This window comes from Campylobacterota bacterium, from assembly GCA_040752835.1.
GTDB lineage: Bacteria > Campylobacterota > Campylobacteria > Campylobacterales > Sulfurimonadaceae > Sulfuricurvum.
This window is the reverse complement of the sequence record JBFMGG010000004.1, coordinates 242695-263570: the sequence shown is the minus strand read 5'-3', so window position 1 is coordinate 263570 and position 20876 is coordinate 242695. Positions and strand designations below refer to the sequence as shown.

Here is a 20876-nt window from a genome sequence, read left to right as displayed (position 1 = left end):
ACTCATGTTATGTCCTTATTGTGAATTATTAAATTATACTCTTTTTATATAAAAATATCAACCATATAATAAAGATAGTGCATATTAAACTTAATCAATATCTACCACTTATTTAGGAGACCCAAAATCTTCTTCCCTTTTTTCTCCCCGGAAACGGGGAAAATCGTTATAAAACTTTCTTTTTAGTTTACCTGCGATAAAATAGAGCATTTAACACGCAACAGCGGGAGCAAACATGGAACACAACTACGGTGCCGGCAACATTAAAGTCCTCAAGGGGCTTGAAGCAGTTCGAAAACGACCCGGTATGTACATCGGTGATACGGGCCACCGGGGACTCCATCACCTCATTTACGAAGTTGTCGACAACTCGATCGACGAAGCGATGGCGGGCCACTGTGACACGATTTCGGTCACCCTTACCAAAAACGGCACGGCAATCGTCAGCGATAACGGCCGGGGTATTCCGACCGACATGCACCCGACCGAGGGAATTTCGGCCGCCACAGTCGTTTTGACCGTCCTCCACGCGGGGGGAAAATTCGACAAAGACACCTATAAAGTCTCGGGCGGTCTGCACGGGGTCGGGGTTTCCGTCGTTAACGCCCTTTCCTCCGACCTGAAAATGACGATCCACCGCGACGGCCAGATCCATGAACAGAATTTCAAATGCGGTATCCCCCAGGAGCCGCTGGCCGTCACCGGAACCACCCGTAAACGGGGAACGACGATCGAATTTGCTCCCGATCCGTCGATTTTTACCGAAACGGTCATCTTCGATTACGATTACCTCGCCAAGCGTTTCCGTGAACTGGCCTATCTGAATCCGCGCATCACGATTGTCTTCAAAGACGAGCGCAACGGGGCGGAGAACACCTACCACTACGAAGGAGGGATCAGCCAGTTCGTTTCCGACGTGAACAAAAAAGAGGTCGTCGCGACTCCGTTTGCATTCAGCGAGCGGATCGAAGACATCGAGATGGACATCGCCCTGATGTACAACGACAGCTACGACGAGAAGACGTTTACGTTCGTCAACAACATCAACACCCCCAACGGCGGTACCCACGAAGCCGGTTTCCGTGCGGGACTGACGCGCGTCATCTCCAACTACAACAAACAAAACGGCAACGCCAAAGAAAAAGACGTCAATCTCAGCGGCGAAGACGTCGCTGAAGGGCTTATCTGCGTCGTCTCCGTCCGCGTCCCCGAACCACAGTTCGAAGGACAGACCAAAGGGAAACTGGGGAACACCTACGTCCGTCCCCTCGTGCAGAAAGTCACTTACGAAAAACTGACCAAATATTTCGAAGAGAACCCCATCCAGGCCAAAGCGATCGTCCAGAAAGCACTGATGGCGGCACGCGGACGCGAAGCGGCGAAAAAAGCGCGCGAACTCACCCGACGCAAAGACGCGATGACGGTCGGGACGCTGCCGGGCAAACTGGCCGACTGCCAAAGCAAAGACCCGAGCATCAGCGAACTCTATCTCGTCGAGGGTGACTCGGCGGGCGGTTCGGCCAAACAGGGCCGCGACCGTGTATTCCAGGCCATTTTGCCGCTCAAGGGTAAAATCCTCAACGTCGAAAAAGCGCGCCTCGACAAAATCCTCAAATCCGAAGAGATCACCAACATGATCACCGCGCTCGGCTGCGGGATCGGCGAAGAGTTTAACGAGGAAAAACTCCGCTACCACAAGATCATCATCATGACCGACGCCGACGTCGACGGAAGCCACATCCAGACTCTGCTGCTGACGTTCTTTTTCCGTTATCTGCCCAAAATCGTCGAAAACGGCTACCTCTATCTGGCCCAGCCGCCGCTGTACCGTTACCAGAAAGGGAAAAAAGAGATCTACTTCAAGGACGACCGCGTGATGAACGCGTTTTTGATCGAGAACGGGATTCCCGCACTGGAAGTCGAAAACATCGGCACCAACGATCTGATCAGCTTTTTCAAAATGGTCGATCATTACCGCAGTACTCTCGATGCGCTTGAGCGCCGCTACGCACTGGTCGATCTGATCCGTTATTTCATCGAAAATCCCGATATTATCGGGTTGGGAATGAATGAAATGTACGGGAAGGTCGAAGCGTTCCTGAGCGCGCAGGGGAATAACATCCTCAGCAAAAGCGTCAGCGACGAGCAGATGCATCTGTTTGTCCAGACGAACGGCGGTTTGGAAGAGCTGATCATCAACGACGAACTGTTCGCGTCGCCTTATTTCGCCGAAGCGACTTACGTATACCGCAAAATTCAGGACTGGAACCTTCCGCTGGAGGGGGATCTGCTCGAAATGCTCAACCAGATCACCGATTACGCGAAAAAAGGGTCCTATATCCAGCGTTACAAAGGTCTGGGGGAGATGAATCCCGAACAGCTTTGGGAAACGACCATGACGCCCGAAAACCGGGTATTGTTGCGGATTACCATCGAGGATGCCGAATCGGCGAGCGAAGCGTTCAACCTCTTTATGGGGGATGATGTCGAACCGCGCCGGAACTACATCGAAACCCACGCCAAAGACGTCAAACACCTGGATATCTGATCCTTTATGACCTACACCGAACAAAAAGAACGTTCCCACCGCTTCGTGCTCGCGTTGCGGATCGGACTTCCCGTCTTTTTGCTCGTCGCGCTGACCCTTTTTACCCTTCTGAGCAAATGGACCGAGACGATGTTCGAATCGTTCGTGCTGATGTCCATCACGATGCTCGTTTTCATCGTCTATTTTATTTTGTACCTCATTTACCAAAGCAGCCGGGAAAACATTACCGACCCGCTGACCCATACTTTTACGGCCGATTATTTTTTCAAATTTTTTGACAGAAACGTCCAAAAGGGTGTCTCGACGCTGATGATGATCAGCGTCGAAAACCTGTGGTACATCAATGAACGCTACGGGATCAAAAACGGGGATGCCGCGCTGGTCGACGTGGTAGGGAAGGTGAACCGTTTTTTTGCCGAAAAAGGACTTGAGAAACTTCCGGTATGCCGATACCGCGGGGGGGTGTTTCTCCTCCTCTTTCCGGGGGAAAAAGAGGACCATATCCCGCTTTTGGAACTTTTTTTGAGCAAATACCAGAATTTTGTCCGCAACGACATCGAAATACGTCTTGAAGCGGTGATGGCCGATACGCGGCTGACGCGCGATGCCGAACTGCTGGTCAGCCGTTTGTACGAGCTTCACAACGAACGGACGAAGATTGAAAAAGAAGAGGATTATCCGATCAACGAACTCGAAAAAGAGGTAGCCGGAGCGCTCGAAGAAAAACGGTTCAGCATCGGGTTTTGGCCGATCCTCTCGGAGGAGGGCGAAATGTACGATACCGCCGTCAAGCTGGTCGATTCCAAAGGAAAACTGATCCATCAAAGCCGCTACGTTCCGATCCTCAACCGCCTGAACCTGATGCGCCGGTTTGAGAGCGAGATACTCGAGGAGATCGGAAGCGTATGTACCGGTCCGGACAAACGTTTCGTCATCAGCGTATCTCCCGCGACATTGCGCAATCCCCATTTTTTTGAACACGCGCTTACCCTTTTGGAACGCCGCCCCGCCGCCCGAAACGCCATCGTGCTGATGTTCGAGGAAAAAGAGTACTTTCACCAGATGGAACGTTTTTCCCAGCAGATCGCCCATTACCGCAAAGCGGGTTACAAAATCGGGCTGGATCGGCTGGGGGGATACCACACGACGATGCTCTATCTCAAAGAGCTCGACGTCGACGTAGCCCGTTTCGATCCCCTCTACAGTCGGCATATCCGGGAGGAAAAACACCAGAACCTTTTGCAGGGGCTCAACCTCGGCGCCCATCTGTGCGGCGTAAAAACCTGGATCTCCATGATCGAGGACGAAGAGAGCGACCGGATTGCGCGGTCGCTCAAAATCAACTACCGTCAGGGAAATTATCTCGGTAAAATTTTAACAACGAAAGACATTCAAGGATGACCATGAAATACGGAGAACAGATCGTCGAAAATTTCGACGTGGAAAAAGATTTTGAAATTTGGCCCAATCAGCACGAACGCGACTACGTAATCAAAGTGACGCTACCCGAGTTCACCTGTCTGTGCCCCCGCAGCGGATACCCCGATTTTGCGACGATTTACGTCGAATACACGCCGGACAAATGGGTGGCGGAACTCAAAGCCATCAAACTCTACATTAATTCGTTCAGAAACCGCCATATTTCGCACGAAAACAGCGCAAACGAGATCTACAGCGTCTTCGAGCAGAAAATCGCTCCCAAGCGCTTGAAAGTGGTTGCCGACTTCTATCCGCGCGGAAACGTCCATACGGTGGTCGAGATCGACAGCGAAAAAATCGTCAAAGGGAAGTAAAAAAAGAGAGGAAAAAGGGGGAAAGGGAAGAATCCCCGATCACCCGAATTTCCCGGTGATGTATTCCTGCGTCAGTTTTTCTTTCGGGGTAACGAAGAGTTCTTCGGTATGCCCCAGCTCCACCAGTTCCCCCAGGTACATGAATCCCGTGTAATCGCTTACCCGCGCCGCCTGCTGCATGTTGTGGGTGACGATGATGATGCTGACCCGCTCTTTGAGTTCGATGACCAGCTTTTCGATCCCCTGTGTCGAGATGGGGTCAAGCGCCGAGGTGGGTTCGTCGAAAAGGAGCACTTCGGGTTCTACCGCAATCGCCCGCGCGATGCACAGACGCTGCTGCTGGCCGCCGGAGAGGCCGTTGGCGTCGTGTTTGAGGCGGTCTTTGACCTCTTTCCACAGTGCCGCATCCTGAAGCGCTTTTTCGACCCGTCCTTCCAGCTCGGTTTTGTTCTTGATCCCCTGCAGGCGCATCCCGTAGGCGACGTTGTCGAAAATGGACATCGGAAACGCGGTCGGTTTTTGGAAAATCATCCCGATTTTGGTCCGCAGATGGATCAGGTCCTCTTTTGGGGCGAGGATGTTGCGCCCTTCGAATTCGATTTCCCCCGCATAGGTGTTGCCGGGGTAGAGGTCGTGCATCCGGTTGAACGAGCGCAGCAGGGTCGTTTTTCCGCATCCCGAAGGACCGATGAGAGCCGTGACGGCATGTTTGGCGATCGGCATCGTGATCTTTTTGAGGCTGGGAGCCGCAGCGCCTTTGTAGGTGAACTCGAAGTCGCGCACGTGCAGCGCGCATTCGTCCTGGATATCGATGATGGAAGCCATAATTATTTCCTTTTCTTTCCGTAGAATAAGATCAGTCGTCCGAGGATGTTAAGCCCCAGGATAAACATCGACAGGATGAACGCCGCCGCCCATCCCAGCTGCTGCCAGTCCTCATAGGGGCTGATCGCATAGTTGAAGATCGTGACCGTCAGCGACGGCATCGCTTCGTTCAGATCGGTGGTGAAAAAGTTGTCGTTGAACGACGTGAACAGCAGCGGTGCCGTCTCTCCTCCGACGCGGGCGATTCCCAGAAGTACGCCGGTCAGAATCCCCGCTTTGGCGCCGCGGTAGACGACGTCCATGATCACTTTGTATTTGGGCGCACCGAGGGCAAACGCCGCTTCACGCAGCGTACCCGGGACGAGCTGAAGCATGTCGTCGGTGGTGCGGAGGATGATGGGGATCATGATGATTCCCAGTGCGATGGCCCCCGCCCAGGCGCTAAAGTGCCCCATCGGCATGACGACGACCGCGTAAACGAACGCCCCGATGACGATCGAGGGGGCCGACATCATAATGTCGCTGATGTCGCGGATGGTGTGCGCCAGTTTCGAATTTTTGCCGTATTCGCTGAGGTAGGTTCCCGCCATGATCCCCAGCGGCACCCCGATAAGGGTCGCAAGGCCCACGAGGATCAGCTGCCCGACCAGGGCGTGCTTGAGGCCGCTCTCCTCGTATCCCGGAGGCGCCCCCTCCATCGTGAAGATATTCCAGTTGAGCGCATTGATCCCGTTGCTGAAAAGGACGTAGAGGATCCAGAACAAAAAGCCCAGCGCAACCACGGCGCTGAGCGTCGAGAGGGCCAGGGCGATACGGTTGATCACGATCCGTTTTTGGGTAGCGGTCATTGACCTTTCCTCACTTTACGCAAAAAGTAGAATTTCGCGACGGCGATGACGACGAAGCTCATGACGAGCAGCGTCAGCGCCAGTCCGAAAAGGCTCGAGAAATAGATCGAACTGTCGGCTTCGGTAAACTCGTTGGCGAGCGTGACGGGAATCGACGTCGTCGGATCGAGGATCGAAGCGGGGGTGTGGTGAACGTTCCCCATGACGAAGGTCACCGCCATCGTCTCCCCGATCGCGCGTCCCAGTGCCAGAATCAGCGAACCGATGATCCCCGCTTTGGCGTAGGGGATGATGATGTCTTTGATGACGTCCCACTGGGTTCCGCCCAATGCGTAGGCCGATTCTTTGAGGATGTCTGGGGTGGTGTTCATCGCGTCGCGGGTGACGGCGGCCATGAAGGGGAGAATCATGATCGAGAGGACGATGGCGGCCGCGAGCAGACCGATCCCCATCCCTCCGAAGAGATCGCGGAGGATGGGGACGAAGTAAAAAAGTCCCCACATCCCGTAGATGACCGAGGGGATCGCGGCGAGGAGTTCGACGCTGACCCCGAAAAAACCCTTGATCCTGTCGTGGGCGATTTCGCTCAAGAAGATCGCGACGCCGATCGCGACCGGAATCGCGATGAGCATGGCCAGGAAAGTCGAGACGACCGAACCGAAAATCGCCGCATAGGCACCGAATTTGTCGACATTCGGAGCCCATTCGTCTTTGACGATGAAATCGAATCCGAAGGCCTGCATCGCTTCGGTCGAGTGGTCGAAAAGGACGACGAAAATCCATGCGACGATGAAAAGGATCAGCAGGGCGCTGAAACGGGTCATGTTGTGAAAGATTTTATCGAGCATGCCTTGCCTTGAAAGGGGGTTCCCCTGAAAAATGGAGGCAATTGTATTACACGATGGTTACAGCTCTGTTACGATTGTTTCGCGAGCCATTCGAGCGCTTCATCACGGGTGGTGATTCGGCGGTCGAGCTGGGCTTCGTAGGCCTTGTCGAGAAGGAGTTTGAATGCTTCGGAGGGGGCCATCCCCGCATCGATGAGGTCGCGTCCCATGAGCAGCGGCTTGGGGGGCGCGTACAAGACGCCCAGCCGCGCAGCCTTTTCGCGCAGCCATATCCCCGCTTCAAAGGATTCGGGGGTGTCCCCGACAAACGCGCGGCCGAAAAAATCGGCTTCGGCGACCCGGATAAGGCGGTCGATGCACACTTCGGTGCTGAGGCGGAGTATGTCCGAATCCGAAGCGTTCGAGCGGCAGAGTTTTCGGGGCCAGCCGTGGTAGCGTACGAGCGGGAGGACCCCTTCGATCAGGGTTTTGTCCCCCGTGATTTTCTCCAGCCATTCCCGTGCGATCTCCACCCCCTCTTCGGCGTGGCGCGGCGCGTTGAGTTTGCCGTTTTGGACGATCGTGGTAAGCGGTTTGCCGATATCGTGCAGCAAGACGGCGAACATCAAGATCAGGTTCTCCTGCTCCTTCCCGCTGCGCATTGCAGCCATGACGTCTACCGACATCAGCACGTGGGTCCATACGTCCCCTTCGGGGTGGGAAAGGTAATCCTGCGGCGTGGAGTCGAACTGCTCCATCGGTGTAAAAAACGCCAACGCGCCGATCTCTTTGAGCAGTTTCAGCCCCAGCGAGGGACGGGGACTGAGGAGGAGCAGTTTTTTGAACTCTTCGAAAATCCGTTCTTTGGGAAGTTCCTCGAGCGCACCTTGCGCGATCATGGTGCGGCACAGCTCGAGCAGGGCCGTATCGCAGGTGAGATCAAAACGGGCCGCGAACTGCACCGCCCGCAGGACTCTGAGCGGATCGTCGACGAACGTTTCGGGGTCGACGCACCGCAGCCGCCCGGAAGAAAGGTCGCCGATTCCGCCGAAAGGATCGAGGAATCGCCCCCCGATGGGATCGTATCCGATGGCGTTGATCGTAAAATCACGCCGCCGCGCGGCGCTTTCGAAATCGATGTCGCTGTGCCAGGTGACGTCGAATCCCTTGTGGCCGAATCCCCGTTTGGATTCGGTACGGGGAGGGGAAAAATCGATTTTGTACCCTCCGAGCGAAAGTTTGAACACTCCGAAGCTTTTGCCGACGAGGTTGAGTTTCCCGAACGGCCGCAGCAGGGTCTCGATCTGTTCGAGCGTTGCGACGTTGTAGAGCTCGATATCGATGTCGGGGTTGACGTTTCCGGTAAGGGCGTCGCGAACGAATCCCCCTACGAGAATCGGGCGGACACCCGCGTCCCAAAGCGTTGCAATCACTTCGTTCAGCGGCTTGGGCAGGGGGATCATTTTTTCGGCTTCGTCGTTTTTTCGACCAGATGGCCGATGGCAAAGCTGAACGTCGAACCGATCCCGAGGGTGCTTTCGATCTTCAGTGCGGTGTCGTGGAGTTTGAGGATGTAACTGACGATCGAGAGCCCCAGTCCCATAGAGTTGTCCCAGCGGTTTTTCTGGACCCGGTAGAACTTGGAGGTGATTTTGTCCAGTTCGGCCGGTGAAATTCCGATCCCCTTGTCGGTGATGCCCAGCGTCGTTTCGGTGAGGGTGAGGATCACCTCCTCTTCGGAGTATTTCAGGGCGTTGTCGACGAGGTTGGTGATGACGAGTTCCATCATCGTTTTGTCGGCAAACACCGTCTTGGAAGTCCCGTTATAGACGATGCGGCGGTAAGGATATTTGGCTTGCAGCAGCGATACCGTCTCGGCGCATACCTCGCCCATATCGAACGACGAGGGTTTGATCGAGAGATCGTTGTTCTCGAGTTTGACCGAGAGGGCGAGACGGTCGAGCATCAGGGTCACGCGCTGGGTGTTGGCGAGGATTTTTTCGAGGAACTTCGCACGGATTTTCGGATCGAGCTGCGGATCGTCCTGGAGGGTTTCGGTGTATCCCATGATGGCGGCGATCGGGTTTTTGAACTCGTGGCTGATGGCCGAGAGGATATCGTTTTGCTGTTTGTTGATGAGGCGCAGTTTGGCGGTGTGTTTGCGCTTTTGTTTGTCGCGGTTATGCAGTTTTTTGACGAGATTTTTAAGTAACAGCGAAATCTGGAGGAACTCGCGGAAATATTCGGGCTTGAGGACCGCCTTGTAGTTTTTGGCCGAGATTTCGTCGAGATAGCGGGTGATCTGGACGATATCGTAACGCGCTTTTTTCGAGATGTTATAGGCGATGGCCAGCGAGATGATGGTGAGAATGACAAATGCGGCGAAAAATTTGATCCACAGCGCGTAGAAATGCTCCATCACACTTTTGAGGCTCATCGCAAGGCGGAAATAGAGGGTTCGTTCGGGGGTCGTTATTTTTTTGGCGATGTAGATGAAGTCGGTTTTGAGGGTTTCGGAATAGCGGATCGTCATTCCGTAGGGTTCGCTCATCGAATGCATCACCTCGATCCGTCCAAGATGGTTTTCCATTCCCCGTTTGTCGGTGTCGCTTTCGGCGATGACCGTGCCGTCTTCGGCGATGACGGTAACCCGGTAACCCGTTTTTTCGGCTGTTTGTGCCGCAAGCCGGTCGAAATCGGAAGTTGTCGCGACGACGTTTTCAAGAATCGCGATACTGCGTACAAGCTGGTGTTCGCCGTCTTCGATAATCATGCTCTTAAGGGTAAAAAAACTGATGATGGAGGCGACGGCGAGCGCCGCAACGAACAATCCCAGGACGTTCAGGAAAAAGAGCTGGTGGATTCTTAGCACAGCGTGTATCCGACTCCCCGTACGGTTTTGATGTAGTCTTTGGTTTTGTCCGGATCGATTTTCTCTTTGAGGCGGTTGATCGCAACGTTGACCGTCCGCTCCTGGTACACTTCGTCGCCTCCCCAGACGTGTTCGAGCAGGTAATCGCGGTCAAGGACGACATGCTGGTTGGCGATCAGCGCGTGGAGGAGGTCGAATTCGAGTTTGGTCAGCTCCACGGCCGTGCCGTCAATCGTGAGGGTGCGGGCGGCAAGGTTGAGGGACATGTCCCGATAGACGAGGGAACCTTCCATCGAGAGCTTTTTGGTGCGGCGCAGGATCGCTTTGACCCGCAACACCAGCTCTTTCATGCTGAAGGGCTTGGTGATGTAGTCGTCGCCGCCGCGTTCGAATCCCTGTTCGATCTCTTCGTCTTTGTGCTTTGCGCTCACGAATATAACGGGCGTTTGGATCCCTTTTTTGCGGAGCATCTCGACGAATTCGCTCCCTTCCGCTCCGGGGAGGTTGCGATCCATCAGGATCAGATCGATGTTCTCTTCTTCCAGCGCTTCGAGCACCCTTTTGGTATTCAGAAACCCGATCGTCTCGAAACCCTCTTTGGCCAGATGGTATTCCATCAGCTCCAGAATGTCCTGTTCATCCTCGACGATCAGTATGAGCGCGTCCACGTATCGGCTCCTCATGGGTTTAGTTGTAGATGTGCAGCTCTCCGCCTTTTTGTGCGTAGAGAAGCAGTGCGGCGATGTTGACGGCACGGTCACCCGAACGCTCAAGCTTGCGGAGGGTTCCGAGCACCTTGACGTATTCGACCGACAGTTCACCCGAAGTGATGATGAGGGTCAGAAGCTCTTTTTCCATAATGGAGAAAAGATCGTCGTTTTTGGACTCTTCAACCATTACCTTGCGGTAGAGCTCTTCCGCATCGCAGAGTTCTTTGGCTTCGAGACACTCGTAAATGTATTGTAGCGCATTGAGGGTCGTTTTGTGCAACTGGATCATCGCGCCGGTGAGGACGCTAAGGTCGCATTCTCCCGCACAGTGTTCCTGGAGGCGACGGGCGTATTTGCGCATCCCGTCCCCGATACGGTCGAGTTCGTTGGTCATTTTCAGATACGCCACGAGCAATCGCAGCTCGTCGGCTTCGGGGCCGAAGAGGGCGAAAGTTTTGATGATTTCGTTGTCGATGCGGTTGGCGTCGCTCTGGAGATTTTTGAGATGGTTGCGCGCGCTTTCGTAGAGGGCGGTGTCGCCGTTTTCGAAAGCGTGAAGCGTCTCTTCGCTCGTGCGGATGATCTGCAGCAGCAGGGCCGAGATCATCGAGCGGATTTCGCTGAGTTTGTTTTCGTAGCGTGGTAACATGGCTGGCCTTTGGACAGGAATTGGTGCGCGATTGTAACTTTTGTTTATAACAGAGCGATTACAAAACGAACCGGTGTTTGTAATCTTTTCGTGATGTCGGGCCAATACAATGGCGGCATCAAAACACCAAGGATATCAAGATGCTAACGAAAGCTACCAAAGGTTTAGTCATTGCGGCTATCGCTGCGACGTCAATGATCGCTGCGGATAAAATCAGCGGCGCAGGGGCTACGTTCCCGGCTCCGTGTTATTACGATTGGGCGTACAGCTACCAAAAAGCGACCAAAACACGCGTCAATTATCAGGCAATCGGATCGGGCGGGGGGATCAAACAAGTCTCCGAGCGTATCGTTGATTTCGGCGGAACGGATGCGCCGATGACACCCAAAGAGCTTGCAGGCGCAAAACTGCTCCAGTTCCCGGCCGTGATCGGATCGATCGTCGTGGCGCACAACCTTCCGGGTGTGGCGGACGAAAAACTGAAACTGAAAAACAGCGTCGTCGCCGATATTTTCGCGGGTAAAATCACGATGTGGAACGATCCAGCCATCGCGGCCGATAACGCCGGGATCAAACTCCCGAATCAGAAGATCATCGTGGTTCACCGCTCTGACGGGTCGGGAACGACCCACGTTTTCACCGACTACCTGAGCGAAGCGTCCAAAATGTGGAAAAGCCAGTTCGGCGTCGGCAAGGCGATCGGCTGGAAAACCGGTGTCGGCGGCAAAGGGAACGAAGGGGTGACAAACCTCATCAAGCAGACGCCGTATTCGATCGGTTACATTGAAAACGCCTACAAAGAGAAAAACAACCTCGCGGCGGCAACGCTTCAAACGGCCGAAGGCAAATGGGTCAGCGCGACGCTGCCGAATTTCCAGAACGCGGTCAAACAGGCCAAATGGAGCAAAAAAGACCATTTCTACAGCTCGCTGGTCATGCAGGACAACGCTTACCCAATCGTTGCGGCGACGTTCATCCTGATGCCTAAAGAGAAAGCCGAATCGAATGCGGAAGTGATCAAATTTTTCGACCATTCGTTCCGCAACGGCGACAAAGCGGCCCAGAAACTGGGCTATATTCCTCTTCCGGTCGAGACGACGAACCTCGTTCGCCAGTACTGGGCGGAAAACAAATAACCCCCTCTTTTCCTTCCCCTGCCCGCGGGGTCGGGACCCTTAAGCGCGCTGCGGCGTTTTTAGGGGTGCCGGCAGCCGGCACATCCGTTTCATTCTCCTTCACTTAAGTTTTTCGGGTCGTCCCTGCGTATGCGTTCGGCCCGTGTTTGCCCGCCGTTTCCCCGTTTGTAACCGTTTGGCAATGTAACATCCGCGTAATCTAATTTTTCTACAATGACACGACACAAAACACAGGAGTGATTCTTTATGAAAAAAGTTGCATTATCTGCCCTTGCTGCGGCGATGATCAGTGGCGTTGCATCAGCGGATGCTTTGACTCTTTACAGCGATCCAAAAACCGGGCAAGTGTTTACGACTCCGGGCGAAGGGCGTGTAGAGATGGGCGATTTTATCAGCGCCAAAGACGTTGATATGCAATTGCGCGACCAGGAGTCGAAACTCTCTGAGTACCAGGACAAACAAAGTAAATACGTAAACGTGAAATCGAAAGCGAAAAGTCTCGAATTCAGCGGGACGCATTACTTTGGTTATACGAATGCACGTCCGGATAACGTAACGGGTGCAACCGCTACGTATCCGGCGAATTCCGGCGGGTTTGAGCTTCGCCGTAACTACGTGCAGGTCAAAGGGTATTTCAACGATAAAGACTACTGGCGCGTCACAATGGATGCAACTAAAGAGTTGGCGAGCAGTCCGGGAGGCACTACAACAGACGATTTGAAAACATCACAGGGTGGTGGTTATGCCGACGTGTTTGTTAAATACGCTTATCTTTATTTGGATAATGTCCTTCCGTACACGGGTGTAGAGTTTGGTATCGCCCACCGCCCATGGATCGACTACGAAGAGCACAACGGCTGGTACTACCGTTCGTTTAACAAAGTCGTTTTGGAAGAAAAAGGGACTCCAACTGAAGCGGGTGTCGACCTGGTCAACTCAGCGGACCTCGGGGTAAACTTCAAAACAAAAACCGATATGTTCAGTTCTGAGATCGGTATCTTCAACGGCGAAGGTTACCATGCTGATAAAGGCGGTGCGAATCAGGAAAATGATGAAAAACTTTCAGTTGAATGGCGTTTGACGGGTCATTTGATCGGCAGTGGGGAAAAAGTGGGCAAACAGGATCGTACGAAAGATACGTATGCACACATTTCGACCTACGGTTTGATCTCGAAAAACCATAAAGACGATTCGTCCACACTGGATCAAACGTCTACGAGTACAAGTGATCCTTTGAAGGTTGAATACGACCGCAGCTTTTACGGTATCCACGCGGTCTACAATCAGCCGGAATTCCTGATTGCGGCACAATATGCAATCGCAAAAGATGACATTCAAGATCCTACGAAATTCACGGGTGCGATCAAATTCACAGAGCGCAACTATGATGTATGGTCGGTCAATGCCGAATTCCGTCCATTCCAGGATTGGACGGTCATCGGACGTTACGATGATTACAAAATCGAGCATGAAAGTACTAACCAGCCGACCTATACAGCGGTTGAAGGTAACAAGATCATTGCCGCATTGGCATACAAATATAACAAAAACGTGAGCTTCATCGGATCGGCGAAATTCATCGATGAGGACAGAAAAACCTATACCAATGCAGTTACGGCGGATGAATCCAAAGACGTTTACATGTTCACGACCGAAGTGAAATGGTAATCGGTTAAGGCCCGCTATCCTTCTCTCCTCCCCTGCAAAGGGAAACGGTTTCCTTGTTTCTTACCGTTTCCCCTTTGCGGAGGGCGACAAATCCTCTATTTATGCTACAATCTCCCAAACACACATACGGACGACGCTTATGCAAACACCGCTGGTTCTGACGCTTCTGGGATTATTGTTTTTATTGATTGCGCTGGTATTTTTGTACGTTTGGCTGGGACGATCCCCCAAATCCGACCGTTCCCCCCAGACGATCGAGACATTCGAAACGCTCAGCGCCGTTATCCTCGACCGCTCGGCCAGCCGCGCCGAGCTTCACCGTGCGGTAGGAATCATGCTGGAGCGTTTTGCGACGATCAATTCCCACACCCTTCCGGCTTACGAGCGGCTGATGGAGTCGCTGTGCGTCCATCCGCGTGCCGACTCGAAAATCGTCCTCAGATTCGAGAAGACCCTCCGACGGGTCAATCCCAAATACGACCATCAGATTGAACACGCCCTTCGCCTCGGGCTGGCCGCACGGGGATAAGTCTTAACGGATCTTGTATCCTATCGGGACGGTAATCCGAACGCTTTTTTGGGGTTTTGGAAATTCCGAAGCGGAAGTTTCGATCAGGTCGCAGGCGGCTTCATCAAGCATCTCGAAACCCGAACTTTGCGTCACCGAAAGTGCTCCGACTTCCCGTGAGGGAGTGAGGGTAAACGTCACTTTGACCTCCCCTTGCTGTTTGAGCCGGAGCGCGTTTTTGGGGTACTTGAGCCGTTCGGCGAGAATGGCGCGGATTTTTGCGATATTTTCTTCTTCGTACTTTTCTTCCGTCGGAGAGGGAGGCGGCGCGGCTTTGACCTCCTGGCGCACGGCGGGGGCGACGATCGGTGCGGGAGAGGGGATGACGCTCGCTGCGGATTGGAGCGGTTTGGCGGGCGCGGGAACCGCGGTGCTCATCACTTTTGCGGCGATCGAGGGTTGCGTTGTGGGCTGCTTGGGGATTGTCGGCGTCTCCTGCGGTTTTGGCGGAGGAGGCGTGACGGTCGGATTTTGCGCTATCGCTTCCGTTCGTAACGGCGTGTAGGAAGCAAGCGAAAGGGAAAGCCGTGTTTCGACCGGCGGCGGTGTTTTAAAAGCCTGGTACGCGCTCCATCCCGCGGCGGCAATCAGCAGGTGGATTGCCAGGGAAGCGCCGAACGAACGGTAACGATGCACGGCGGATTAGAGTTTGACTTCGACTTTCGAGGATGCCCGGAGGGTTTCAGTCGTTTTGTTCATTTGCGCTTTGAACTTTTCGATTTTGATAAAGTTCATGATGTCGTTTTTGACTTTGTCGTAAGGGACTTTTTTACCGTCTTGCTTCATTTTGTCGGCATTCGCGTCGTAAAAGGTTTTGGCCTCTTTGTCGGTGACCGAAATTTTGCGCATTTGCTGTTTCATCCACATATCGACGGCGAGATCGTCCTTGAGGGCGGCGTATTGGGTTTTGAACGCCGGAGTATTTTGAATCCCGCTTTTTTTCACCTGGTTTTTGATGAGGGCCTGGTTGATGAGCTGATCGACGACCTGGCGTTTCATTTTCGGGTCGAGTTTTTCAAAATTCATCCCCGGCATCGCTTTGGCGACGAACGCATTGGCATCCGATGAGGTGATGGGCTGCCCGTTGACGGTAGCGAGCGTGGCCGGAGCCGCCAGAGCGATGGAGGCTGAACAGATAACGGTTGCGAGAACGATCGAAGGTTTGAACGGCATGGAAACCCTTTTTGGATAATGATCCGTTATTATAATGGGGAGTTCCCTCCAAAAAGATTAACGGATGAAAATTTCGCTCAGGGGCGCATGCAGCTGCGATGGTAGCTGTTGAGAAGACAGGCGTTGAGCTCGCGGTCGGAAAGATCAAGCTGCAAGATCAGGTTCCCGATGCGCGGGAGGTCGTTTTTTTCCACCGCGATCGCCAGCTCCAGCAGCCGTCCGAGCTCGCCTTTTCCCTGCAGCAGCGCTTCGCTGATCGTTTTGTCGACTTTCATCTGCGTCAGGAGTTGTGCGTAATCCCCCTCGAACATCAGCCGGGCATTGGAAAGGATCCCGGTCATGTAGGCGATATCGGCGAAGCGGACCGATTTTTTGAGGGTGTAGGCGAGCTCTTCCATCAGGTACGCGCGCTGGAGCGCTTGAGAAGTGACCTCTTTGGCGTTGGCGTTCTCTTCGGGTGTCGTGTTTTCCCCGTCGGCGTAAAACATCAGCTCCAGCCAGCACGAGAGCCGTTTGCGCCCCAGCAGCAAAAGCGCCTGCTCGACTGAGGAGACGGCGTCCTGAGGTATCTCTTCGTTTTGTTTGATCAGTTTGAGGAGATTGATCGTAAGATAGGGAGAGGTATTGAACTTCGAGAGAATCTCTTCGAGGGGGGCGTTGGTTTTGAGCAGGTAGATCAGATCGAGCAACAACGACGCGTCGGGATCGAAGTTCTCTTTTTTGAGCAGGTTCGGCGCGCAGAAATAATACCCCTGAAAATAATCGAAGCCGTAATTTTCGGCTTTTTTCAGCGCCGCTTCGTCTTCGATCTTTTCGGCAATGAACGTGAGGCGATGCGTTTTGAGTTTTGCGAGAGTCTGTTCGGGTTCGTTGAGCGCGGCGATATCGATTTTGACGTAGTCGATGTAGGGAAGCAGCGACGTGACGCGCGCCATGAAATCGGTACAGTCGGTTCCGGGCGTGTAATGGTTGAGGGCGAAACGGTATCCCTTTGCGTGAAGCTCCGCGATCCGTTCGACCAGCGCGTCATTGATGCGGGACGATTCAAGGATTTCGAGGACGAAAGAATGGGGCGGGACGGCCAGGACGATCTTGTCCGTGATGACCGCGTCGTCGACCTTGATGAAGGCGATCCGGCCGTTGGTGAGGGTTTGAAGCCCGACGTAATTGAGGGTATTGACCAAAACGCGCGCCGTGGCATGGAGATTGTTCGAAACGTGTGCCGCGTTGTCGTGCGTATCGCGATAAAGGAGTTCGTAGGCAAAAATCTGCCCGTGCCGATCGAAAATGGGCTGATGCGCCAAATATACCGAAAGTTCCATGTTTACCTTCTTTGTCAACGCTCTTTATCCCATTATAACGGCAATTAATAAAAAATTCAATCGCCGCACACTTCGAAGCGGTGTGGATTATGCTACGATAAAGGGATGAAAACCCTTCGGCGTTCAGAGATCCTGTCGGTATTGGAGACTGGGGAAGAGGGGCTGTCGGAAGCAGAGGCGGCAATACGCCTCGCCGAGTACGGCCCCAACCTTTTGCCGCGTATCAAACCCCGTTCGGCAGTGCGTAAACTGCTCGACCAGTTCACCCATTTTTTTGCCCTTCTTCTGTGGACGGCGGCAGGGATAAGCTTTCTTTCGGCCGCTTTGGACCCCTCATCGGGGATCGAGGCGATCGGTTGGGCCATTCTGGCCGTCATCGTTTTGAACGGATTGGGAGGATTTTACCAGGAATACCGTACCGAACGTAGCCTCGAAGCGTTGCGGAACATTCTGCCGCAGCGGGTGAACGTTCGACGCGAGGGGAAGCGCCGGACCATTCCCTCAGAGCAGCTCGTGATCGGGGATGTCGTTCTGGTCGGCGAAGGGGATAAAGTCCCCGCGGATCTTTACATTCTCAGCGCTTTTGATGTCTGGGTGAACGAAAGTACCCTTACCGGAGAAAGCGTTCCGGTTTCCGCCGACGCGGTCGAAACAGGTCACCCCCGCCATACCCTCTATTCGGGGACATTCGTCATCAAAGGTGAGGCTATGGGGGTCGTCTACGCGGTCGGAAAAGAGACCCGCTACGGGAAAATCGCCATGATGACCCAGGAGGTCGATTCGGGGATCGGGCATCTTCAAAAAGAGATTTCCCATATTTCCAAAGTGATTGCCGCGGTCTCTTTTGCCATAGCGGGAAGTTTTATCGTCATTGCCGGGATGGAAGGGTTTGAACTGTGGAAATCGTTTTTGTTCGCGCTGGGGGTTCTCGTCGCGATGATTCCCGAGGGGCTCCTCCCGACTGTCACTCTTGCCCTGGCTTTCGCGGCGCAGAGAATGGCCTCCAAAGGGTTTTTGGTCAACACCCTTTCGGTGATTGAAAATCTCGGGGCGGTGACCGTGATCGCGACCGATAAAACCGGAACGATCACCCGTAATACGATGGAAGTGGTCGCTTCTGCAGAACCCCCCTCGGAAGAGATGCTTGAAGTGATCGTGCTGTGCAACCGCGCCGACGGGGATCGTGGAGACCCCGTCGATCTGGCGCTGCTGCGCTATGCGGAGGGTTACGGCGATATCGGGGAGCGCCGCTCAGCCAAACCGCTGCTGGTCGAATACCCTTTCGACTATCATCTCAAACGGATGGGGACGCTCCATCAAACCGCGAGTGGATTTGACGTTTTTGTCAAAGGGGCTCCCGAAATCATCATCGCGCTGTGCGATACCGACATCCGGGGAACCGCGCTTGATGGTGTGTTAAAGGAGAGGTTGAGCGCCGAGCATGACGGGCTTGCCTCTTTGGGGTACCGGGTGATCGCCCTTGCCCGAAAATACTCCCCGATACGCCCTCTTTCTCGGGAAGAAGCTGAAAGGGGACTTTCGTTTATTGCTTTCATCCCCCTGATAGATCCGCTTCGGGAGGACATTACCGAAGCGGTCGCCAAATGCCGCAGGGCCGGAATCCGGTTGTTGATGATCACGGGAGACCATCCGATCACGGCGGGTTCCATCGGGGTTCAGGCGGGAATTGTCGATTCGGCACAGGACGTGCTGAGCGCCGAACAGATCGAATCAATCCCCCCGGAGGGGCTCAAACGGTTGTTGAAAAAAAACCGGGTGTTCGCGCGCGTCTCCCCCGAACAGAAACTCCGCATCGTCACCCTGCTCAAAGAGATGGGGGAGACGGTTGCGGTGACGGGAGACGGCGTCAACGACGCCCCCGCACTCAAAAAAGCCGATGTCGGCATCGCGATGGGATCGGGGACCGACGTCGCCAAGCAAAGTGCCGATGCCGTACTGGTGGACGATCATTTTGCGACGATCGTCAAAGGGATCGAAGAGGGGCGGGCGGTTTACGAAAATATCCGCCGCTTCATTACCTACATGCTCGCCAGCAACCTTCCCGAAGCGGTCCCCTACATCCTCTATTTCTGGATGGGAGTTCCGTTGGCGCTCCCCGTTGCGCTGGTGCTGGCGATCGACCTTGGAACCGATATTATGCCGGGGTTGGCATTGGGCGCCGAGCCGCCGCACAAAACGCTGATGCGCAAAGGGCCCCGTAGCCGCAAAGAACCGATTCTGACCCCGGGGGTTTACCTCCGGGCATTCGGTTTTCTGGGAGTGTTGGGATCGGCTGTCTCCATGGGGTTTTTCTTCGGCTATCTTTATGCCCACGGCTGGGAGTGGGGAGAGCATCTTGCGTGGAATGACCCGCTCTATTTGCAGGCGACGACGCTGACGTTTGCCGCAATCGTCTTCGCCCAGATCGGCAACGGCCTCTCCTGCCGCAGCGAACGCGACTCCCTGCTCAGCGTAGGGTGGAGAAGCAACCCGTATTACTGGGGAGGGGTTGCTTCGGAATTGGTTATTCTGGGGGCTATCGTCTGGATGCCCGGCATTTCGGGAGTGTTTGCAACGGCACCGTTTGAACCGGCCTACTGGATCGCGGTGGCGATGATTGTTCCGCTGGTCGTAGCGGCCGAAGAGGTGCGCAAAGCGGTTGTACGTTATCGTGGGTGAAATAATAAAATATCGGATGATGATTTAGCAAAAGAAGATGGTGGACCCTAGCGGGATCGAACCGCTGACCTCGTCGCTGCCAGCGACGCGCTCTCCCAGCTGAGCTAAGGGCCCATAAGTTTTGGAACGGAAATTATAGGGTGTGCATCCTAAAATGTCAATAGGGGACCCAAAAAGGGTCGAACGTGTAAAGTTTTGAATGCGTTGTGCCGATATAAGCGGTATGAAAAAGTTAGCCCTTACAATCATCCTCGGTGTCACAGGCGTAGCGTTGAACGCACAGGAGTATACGATCCAGACGATCAGCGCCAAAAAAGAAGCTTCCATCACTCCCGCTTTTGAAAAGAAAGTACAAAAAAGTGCTTTGCAAAGCACAAAGAAAAAAGAGGGGAGCTGTAACGTGGTTACGGTCGGGCGCTACGACAGCGTCAAAAAAGCGCGCGCCGATCTGGTGAAAGCCAAATCGATCGCCAAAGATGCGTTTGTTCGTCCGATCGAGCGGAACGTACCCAAATCGTGCGAAAACGCGACCGCGGCAAAAACCGAAAAAGACGCTTCAGCGCCCGCCAAAGAGAACGTAGCGGTAGCGGCCCATCCGACGGCTCCCGCAGCGGTCGAAAAACCGAAAGAAACGGTCGTAGCCGCTCCGGCAGCGGCACCCCACCCGGTAGCCGTCCAGGAAGCGCCCAAAACGGTTTCCGCCCCGGCCGTGCGTCCGACCGTCGTAGTGTACGATCGCAACCTTGCCCGCAAAAGCGACATCCACGAAGCGATCGAATATTACAAAACTTCTCCCTACCACACCTTCAAGCCTGTGGCGATGCAGAGCCGTTAAGGCTCTTTGTTGAGGGCGCTGTAAAGACAGTCCAGATCGATTCCCAGTTCGTTTTTCGCTGCCGCATGAAGCTTTTCGAGCAATTCAAGAGGGGTCTCTCCGTCGGCCGGATAGCATACCGCCGCCGAGGGAACCGTGGTCGCGAACCGCTCGTTCACCATCTTCTTGACGATGCCGGTCCCGTAACGGTCAGTGTAGGGCATGACCACGAAGTAGTGGTGGTCGTAATGGACGAGCGAATCGGAGGTCCGAAGCAGCGTCCCCAGCGTCGGCTCGACCGATTCGGGGAGAACGTCTGAAAAATCGAACAACATCACCGCAAAACTTTCCGAGCGGTTTTCGTTGAGCCTGTCGGCAAGCCCGATATTGAGCTCCACCAGCGCCGTAAAATCATAAAACGCAAACATCACTCCCGCCATACTG

The 20876-nt window shown here is 54.1% G+C and carries 19 protein-coding genes and 1 tRNA gene; 8 read left to right on the top strand and 12 right to left on the bottom strand.

What is annotated here, in order from left to right; translation table 11 throughout:
- Positions 1-235: 235 nt before the first annotated feature.
- The 3 genes from gyrB to queF are packed head-to-tail and all read left to right on the top strand — an operon-like array spanning position 236 to position 4341.
- A complete protein-coding gene (gene gyrB / locus AB1763_03180; GenBank protein MEW5831822.1) occupies positions 236-2548 on the top strand; it encodes a DNA topoisomerase (ATP-hydrolyzing) subunit B in 2313 nt (770 codons plus the stop codon).
- Positions 2549-2554: 6 nt separating this feature from the next.
- Positions 2555-3949, top strand: coding sequence for an EAL domain-containing protein (locus AB1763_03175; GenBank protein MEW5831821.1), 1395 nt, complete (start codon positions 2555-2557; stop codon positions 3947-3949).
- Positions 3950-3951: 2 nt separating this feature from the next.
- Positions 3952-4341 (top strand): preQ(1) synthase, encoded by a 390-nt coding sequence (queF, locus tag AB1763_03170; GenBank protein ID MEW5831820.1) that lies wholly within the window; start codon positions 3952-3954, stop codon positions 4339-4341.
- A gap of 39 nt (positions 4342-4380) precedes the next feature.
- Here queF and pstB read toward each other — a convergent pair whose 3' ends face one another.
- The 7 genes from pstB to AB1763_03135 all read right to left on the bottom strand — a co-directional run bounded on the left by pstB (position 4381) and on the right by AB1763_03135 (position 11072).
- The gene (gene pstB / locus AB1763_03165; protein MEW5831819.1) at positions 4381-5166 is read right to left on the bottom strand and encodes a phosphate ABC transporter ATP-binding protein PstB; all 786 of its coding nucleotides are present in this window, start codon (positions 5164-5166) and stop codon (positions 4381-4383) included.
- A 2-nt stretch (positions 5167-5168) separates the two neighbouring features.
- A complete protein-coding gene (gene pstA, locus AB1763_03160; GenBank protein ID MEW5831818.1) occupies positions 5169-6014 on the bottom strand; it encodes a phosphate ABC transporter permease PstA in 846 nt (281 codons plus the stop codon).
- A complete protein-coding gene (gene pstC, locus AB1763_03155) occupies positions 6011-6862 on the bottom strand; it encodes a phosphate ABC transporter permease subunit PstC (protein MEW5831817.1) in 852 nt (283 codons plus the stop codon). The genes pstA and pstC overlap by 4 nt, the downstream gene beginning before the upstream one ends.
- Positions 6863-6930: 68 nt before the next feature.
- Positions 6931-8304, bottom strand: a complete 1374-nt coding sequence (locus AB1763_03150; protein ID MEW5831816.1) for an HD domain-containing protein — start codon at positions 8302-8304, stop codon at positions 6931-6933.
- Complete coding sequence (locus AB1763_03145) at positions 8301-9713, bottom strand: HAMP domain-containing sensor histidine kinase (GenBank protein ID MEW5831815.1); 1413 nt, start codon at positions 9711-9713, stop codon at positions 8301-8303. The genes AB1763_03150 and AB1763_03145 overlap by 4 nt, the downstream gene beginning before the upstream one ends.
- Positions 9707-10381: a response regulator transcription factor gene (locus AB1763_03140; protein MEW5831814.1), complete on the bottom strand. Its 675-nt coding sequence runs from the start codon at positions 10379-10381 to the stop codon at positions 9707-9709. Before AB1763_03140 ends, AB1763_03145 begins: the two co-directional genes overlap by 7 nt.
- 19 nt (positions 10382-10400) lie before the next feature.
- Entirely contained in the window at positions 10401-11072 is a 672-nt protein-coding gene (locus AB1763_03135) for a PhoU domain-containing protein (GenBank protein MEW5831813.1), read from the bottom strand.
- Positions 11073-11212: 140 nt separating this feature from the next.
- Between AB1763_03135 and pstS the strand changes: the two genes are divergently transcribed.
- The 3 genes from pstS to AB1763_03120 all read left to right on the top strand — a co-directional run bounded on the left by pstS (position 11213) and on the right by AB1763_03120 (position 14405).
- On the top strand, positions 11213-12208 hold the full coding sequence (gene pstS / locus AB1763_03130; protein MEW5831812.1) for a phosphate ABC transporter substrate-binding protein PstS: 996 nt from the start codon (positions 11213-11215) through the stop codon (positions 12206-12208).
- A 246-nt stretch (positions 12209-12454) separates the two neighbouring features.
- Positions 12455-13876 (top strand): hypothetical protein, encoded by a 1422-nt coding sequence (locus AB1763_03125; GenBank protein MEW5831811.1) that lies wholly within the window; start codon positions 12455-12457, stop codon positions 13874-13876.
- A 139-nt stretch (positions 13877-14015) separates the two neighbouring features.
- Complete coding sequence (locus AB1763_03120) at positions 14016-14405, top strand: hypothetical protein (GenBank protein MEW5831810.1); 390 nt, start codon at positions 14016-14018, stop codon at positions 14403-14405.
- 3 nt (positions 14406-14408) lie between these two features.
- On the opposite strand, the gene AB1763_03115 is transcribed toward AB1763_03120, so the two are convergent.
- The 3 genes from AB1763_03115 to AB1763_03105 form a co-directional block, all read right to left on the bottom strand.
- Positions 14409-15080 (bottom strand): TonB family protein, encoded by a 672-nt coding sequence (locus AB1763_03115; GenBank protein ID MEW5831809.1) that lies wholly within the window; start codon positions 15078-15080, stop codon positions 14409-14411.
- A 6-nt stretch (positions 15081-15086) separates the two neighbouring features.
- Positions 15087-15617, bottom strand: coding sequence for a SurA N-terminal domain-containing protein (locus AB1763_03110; protein ID MEW5831808.1), 531 nt, complete (start codon positions 15615-15617; stop codon positions 15087-15089).
- 77 nt (positions 15618-15694) lie between these two features.
- The gene (locus AB1763_03105) at positions 15695-16939 is read right to left on the bottom strand and encodes an EAL domain-containing protein (GenBank protein ID MEW5831807.1); all 1245 of its coding nucleotides are present in this window, start codon (positions 16937-16939) and stop codon (positions 15695-15697) included.
- A 105-nt stretch (positions 16940-17044) separates the two neighbouring features.
- On the opposite strand from AB1763_03105, the gene AB1763_03100 reads away from it, so the two are divergent.
- Positions 17045-19618 carry a cation-transporting P-type ATPase gene (locus AB1763_03100; GenBank protein MEW5831806.1) on the top strand — a complete coding sequence of 858 codons (2574 nt, stop codon included), beginning with the start codon at positions 17045-17047 and terminating at the stop codon, positions 19616-19618.
- Positions 19619-19656: 38 nt separating this feature from the next.
- Here AB1763_03100 and AB1763_03095 read toward each other — a convergent pair.
- Positions 19657-19732, bottom strand: a tRNA-Ala gene (locus tag AB1763_03095).
- A 109-nt stretch (positions 19733-19841) separates the two neighbouring features.
- Between AB1763_03095 and AB1763_03090 the strand changes: the two genes are divergently transcribed.
- Positions 19842-20453, top strand: coding sequence for a hypothetical protein (locus AB1763_03090; GenBank protein MEW5831805.1), 612 nt, complete (start codon positions 19842-19844; stop codon positions 20451-20453).
- Here AB1763_03090 and AB1763_03085 read toward each other — a convergent pair.
- Positions 20450-20872 carry a hypothetical protein gene (locus AB1763_03085; GenBank protein ID MEW5831804.1) on the bottom strand — a complete coding sequence of 141 codons (423 nt, stop codon included), beginning with the start codon at positions 20870-20872 and terminating at the stop codon, positions 20450-20452. The genes AB1763_03090 and AB1763_03085 overlap by 4 nt on opposite strands.
- Positions 20873-20876: the final 4 nt, after the last annotated feature.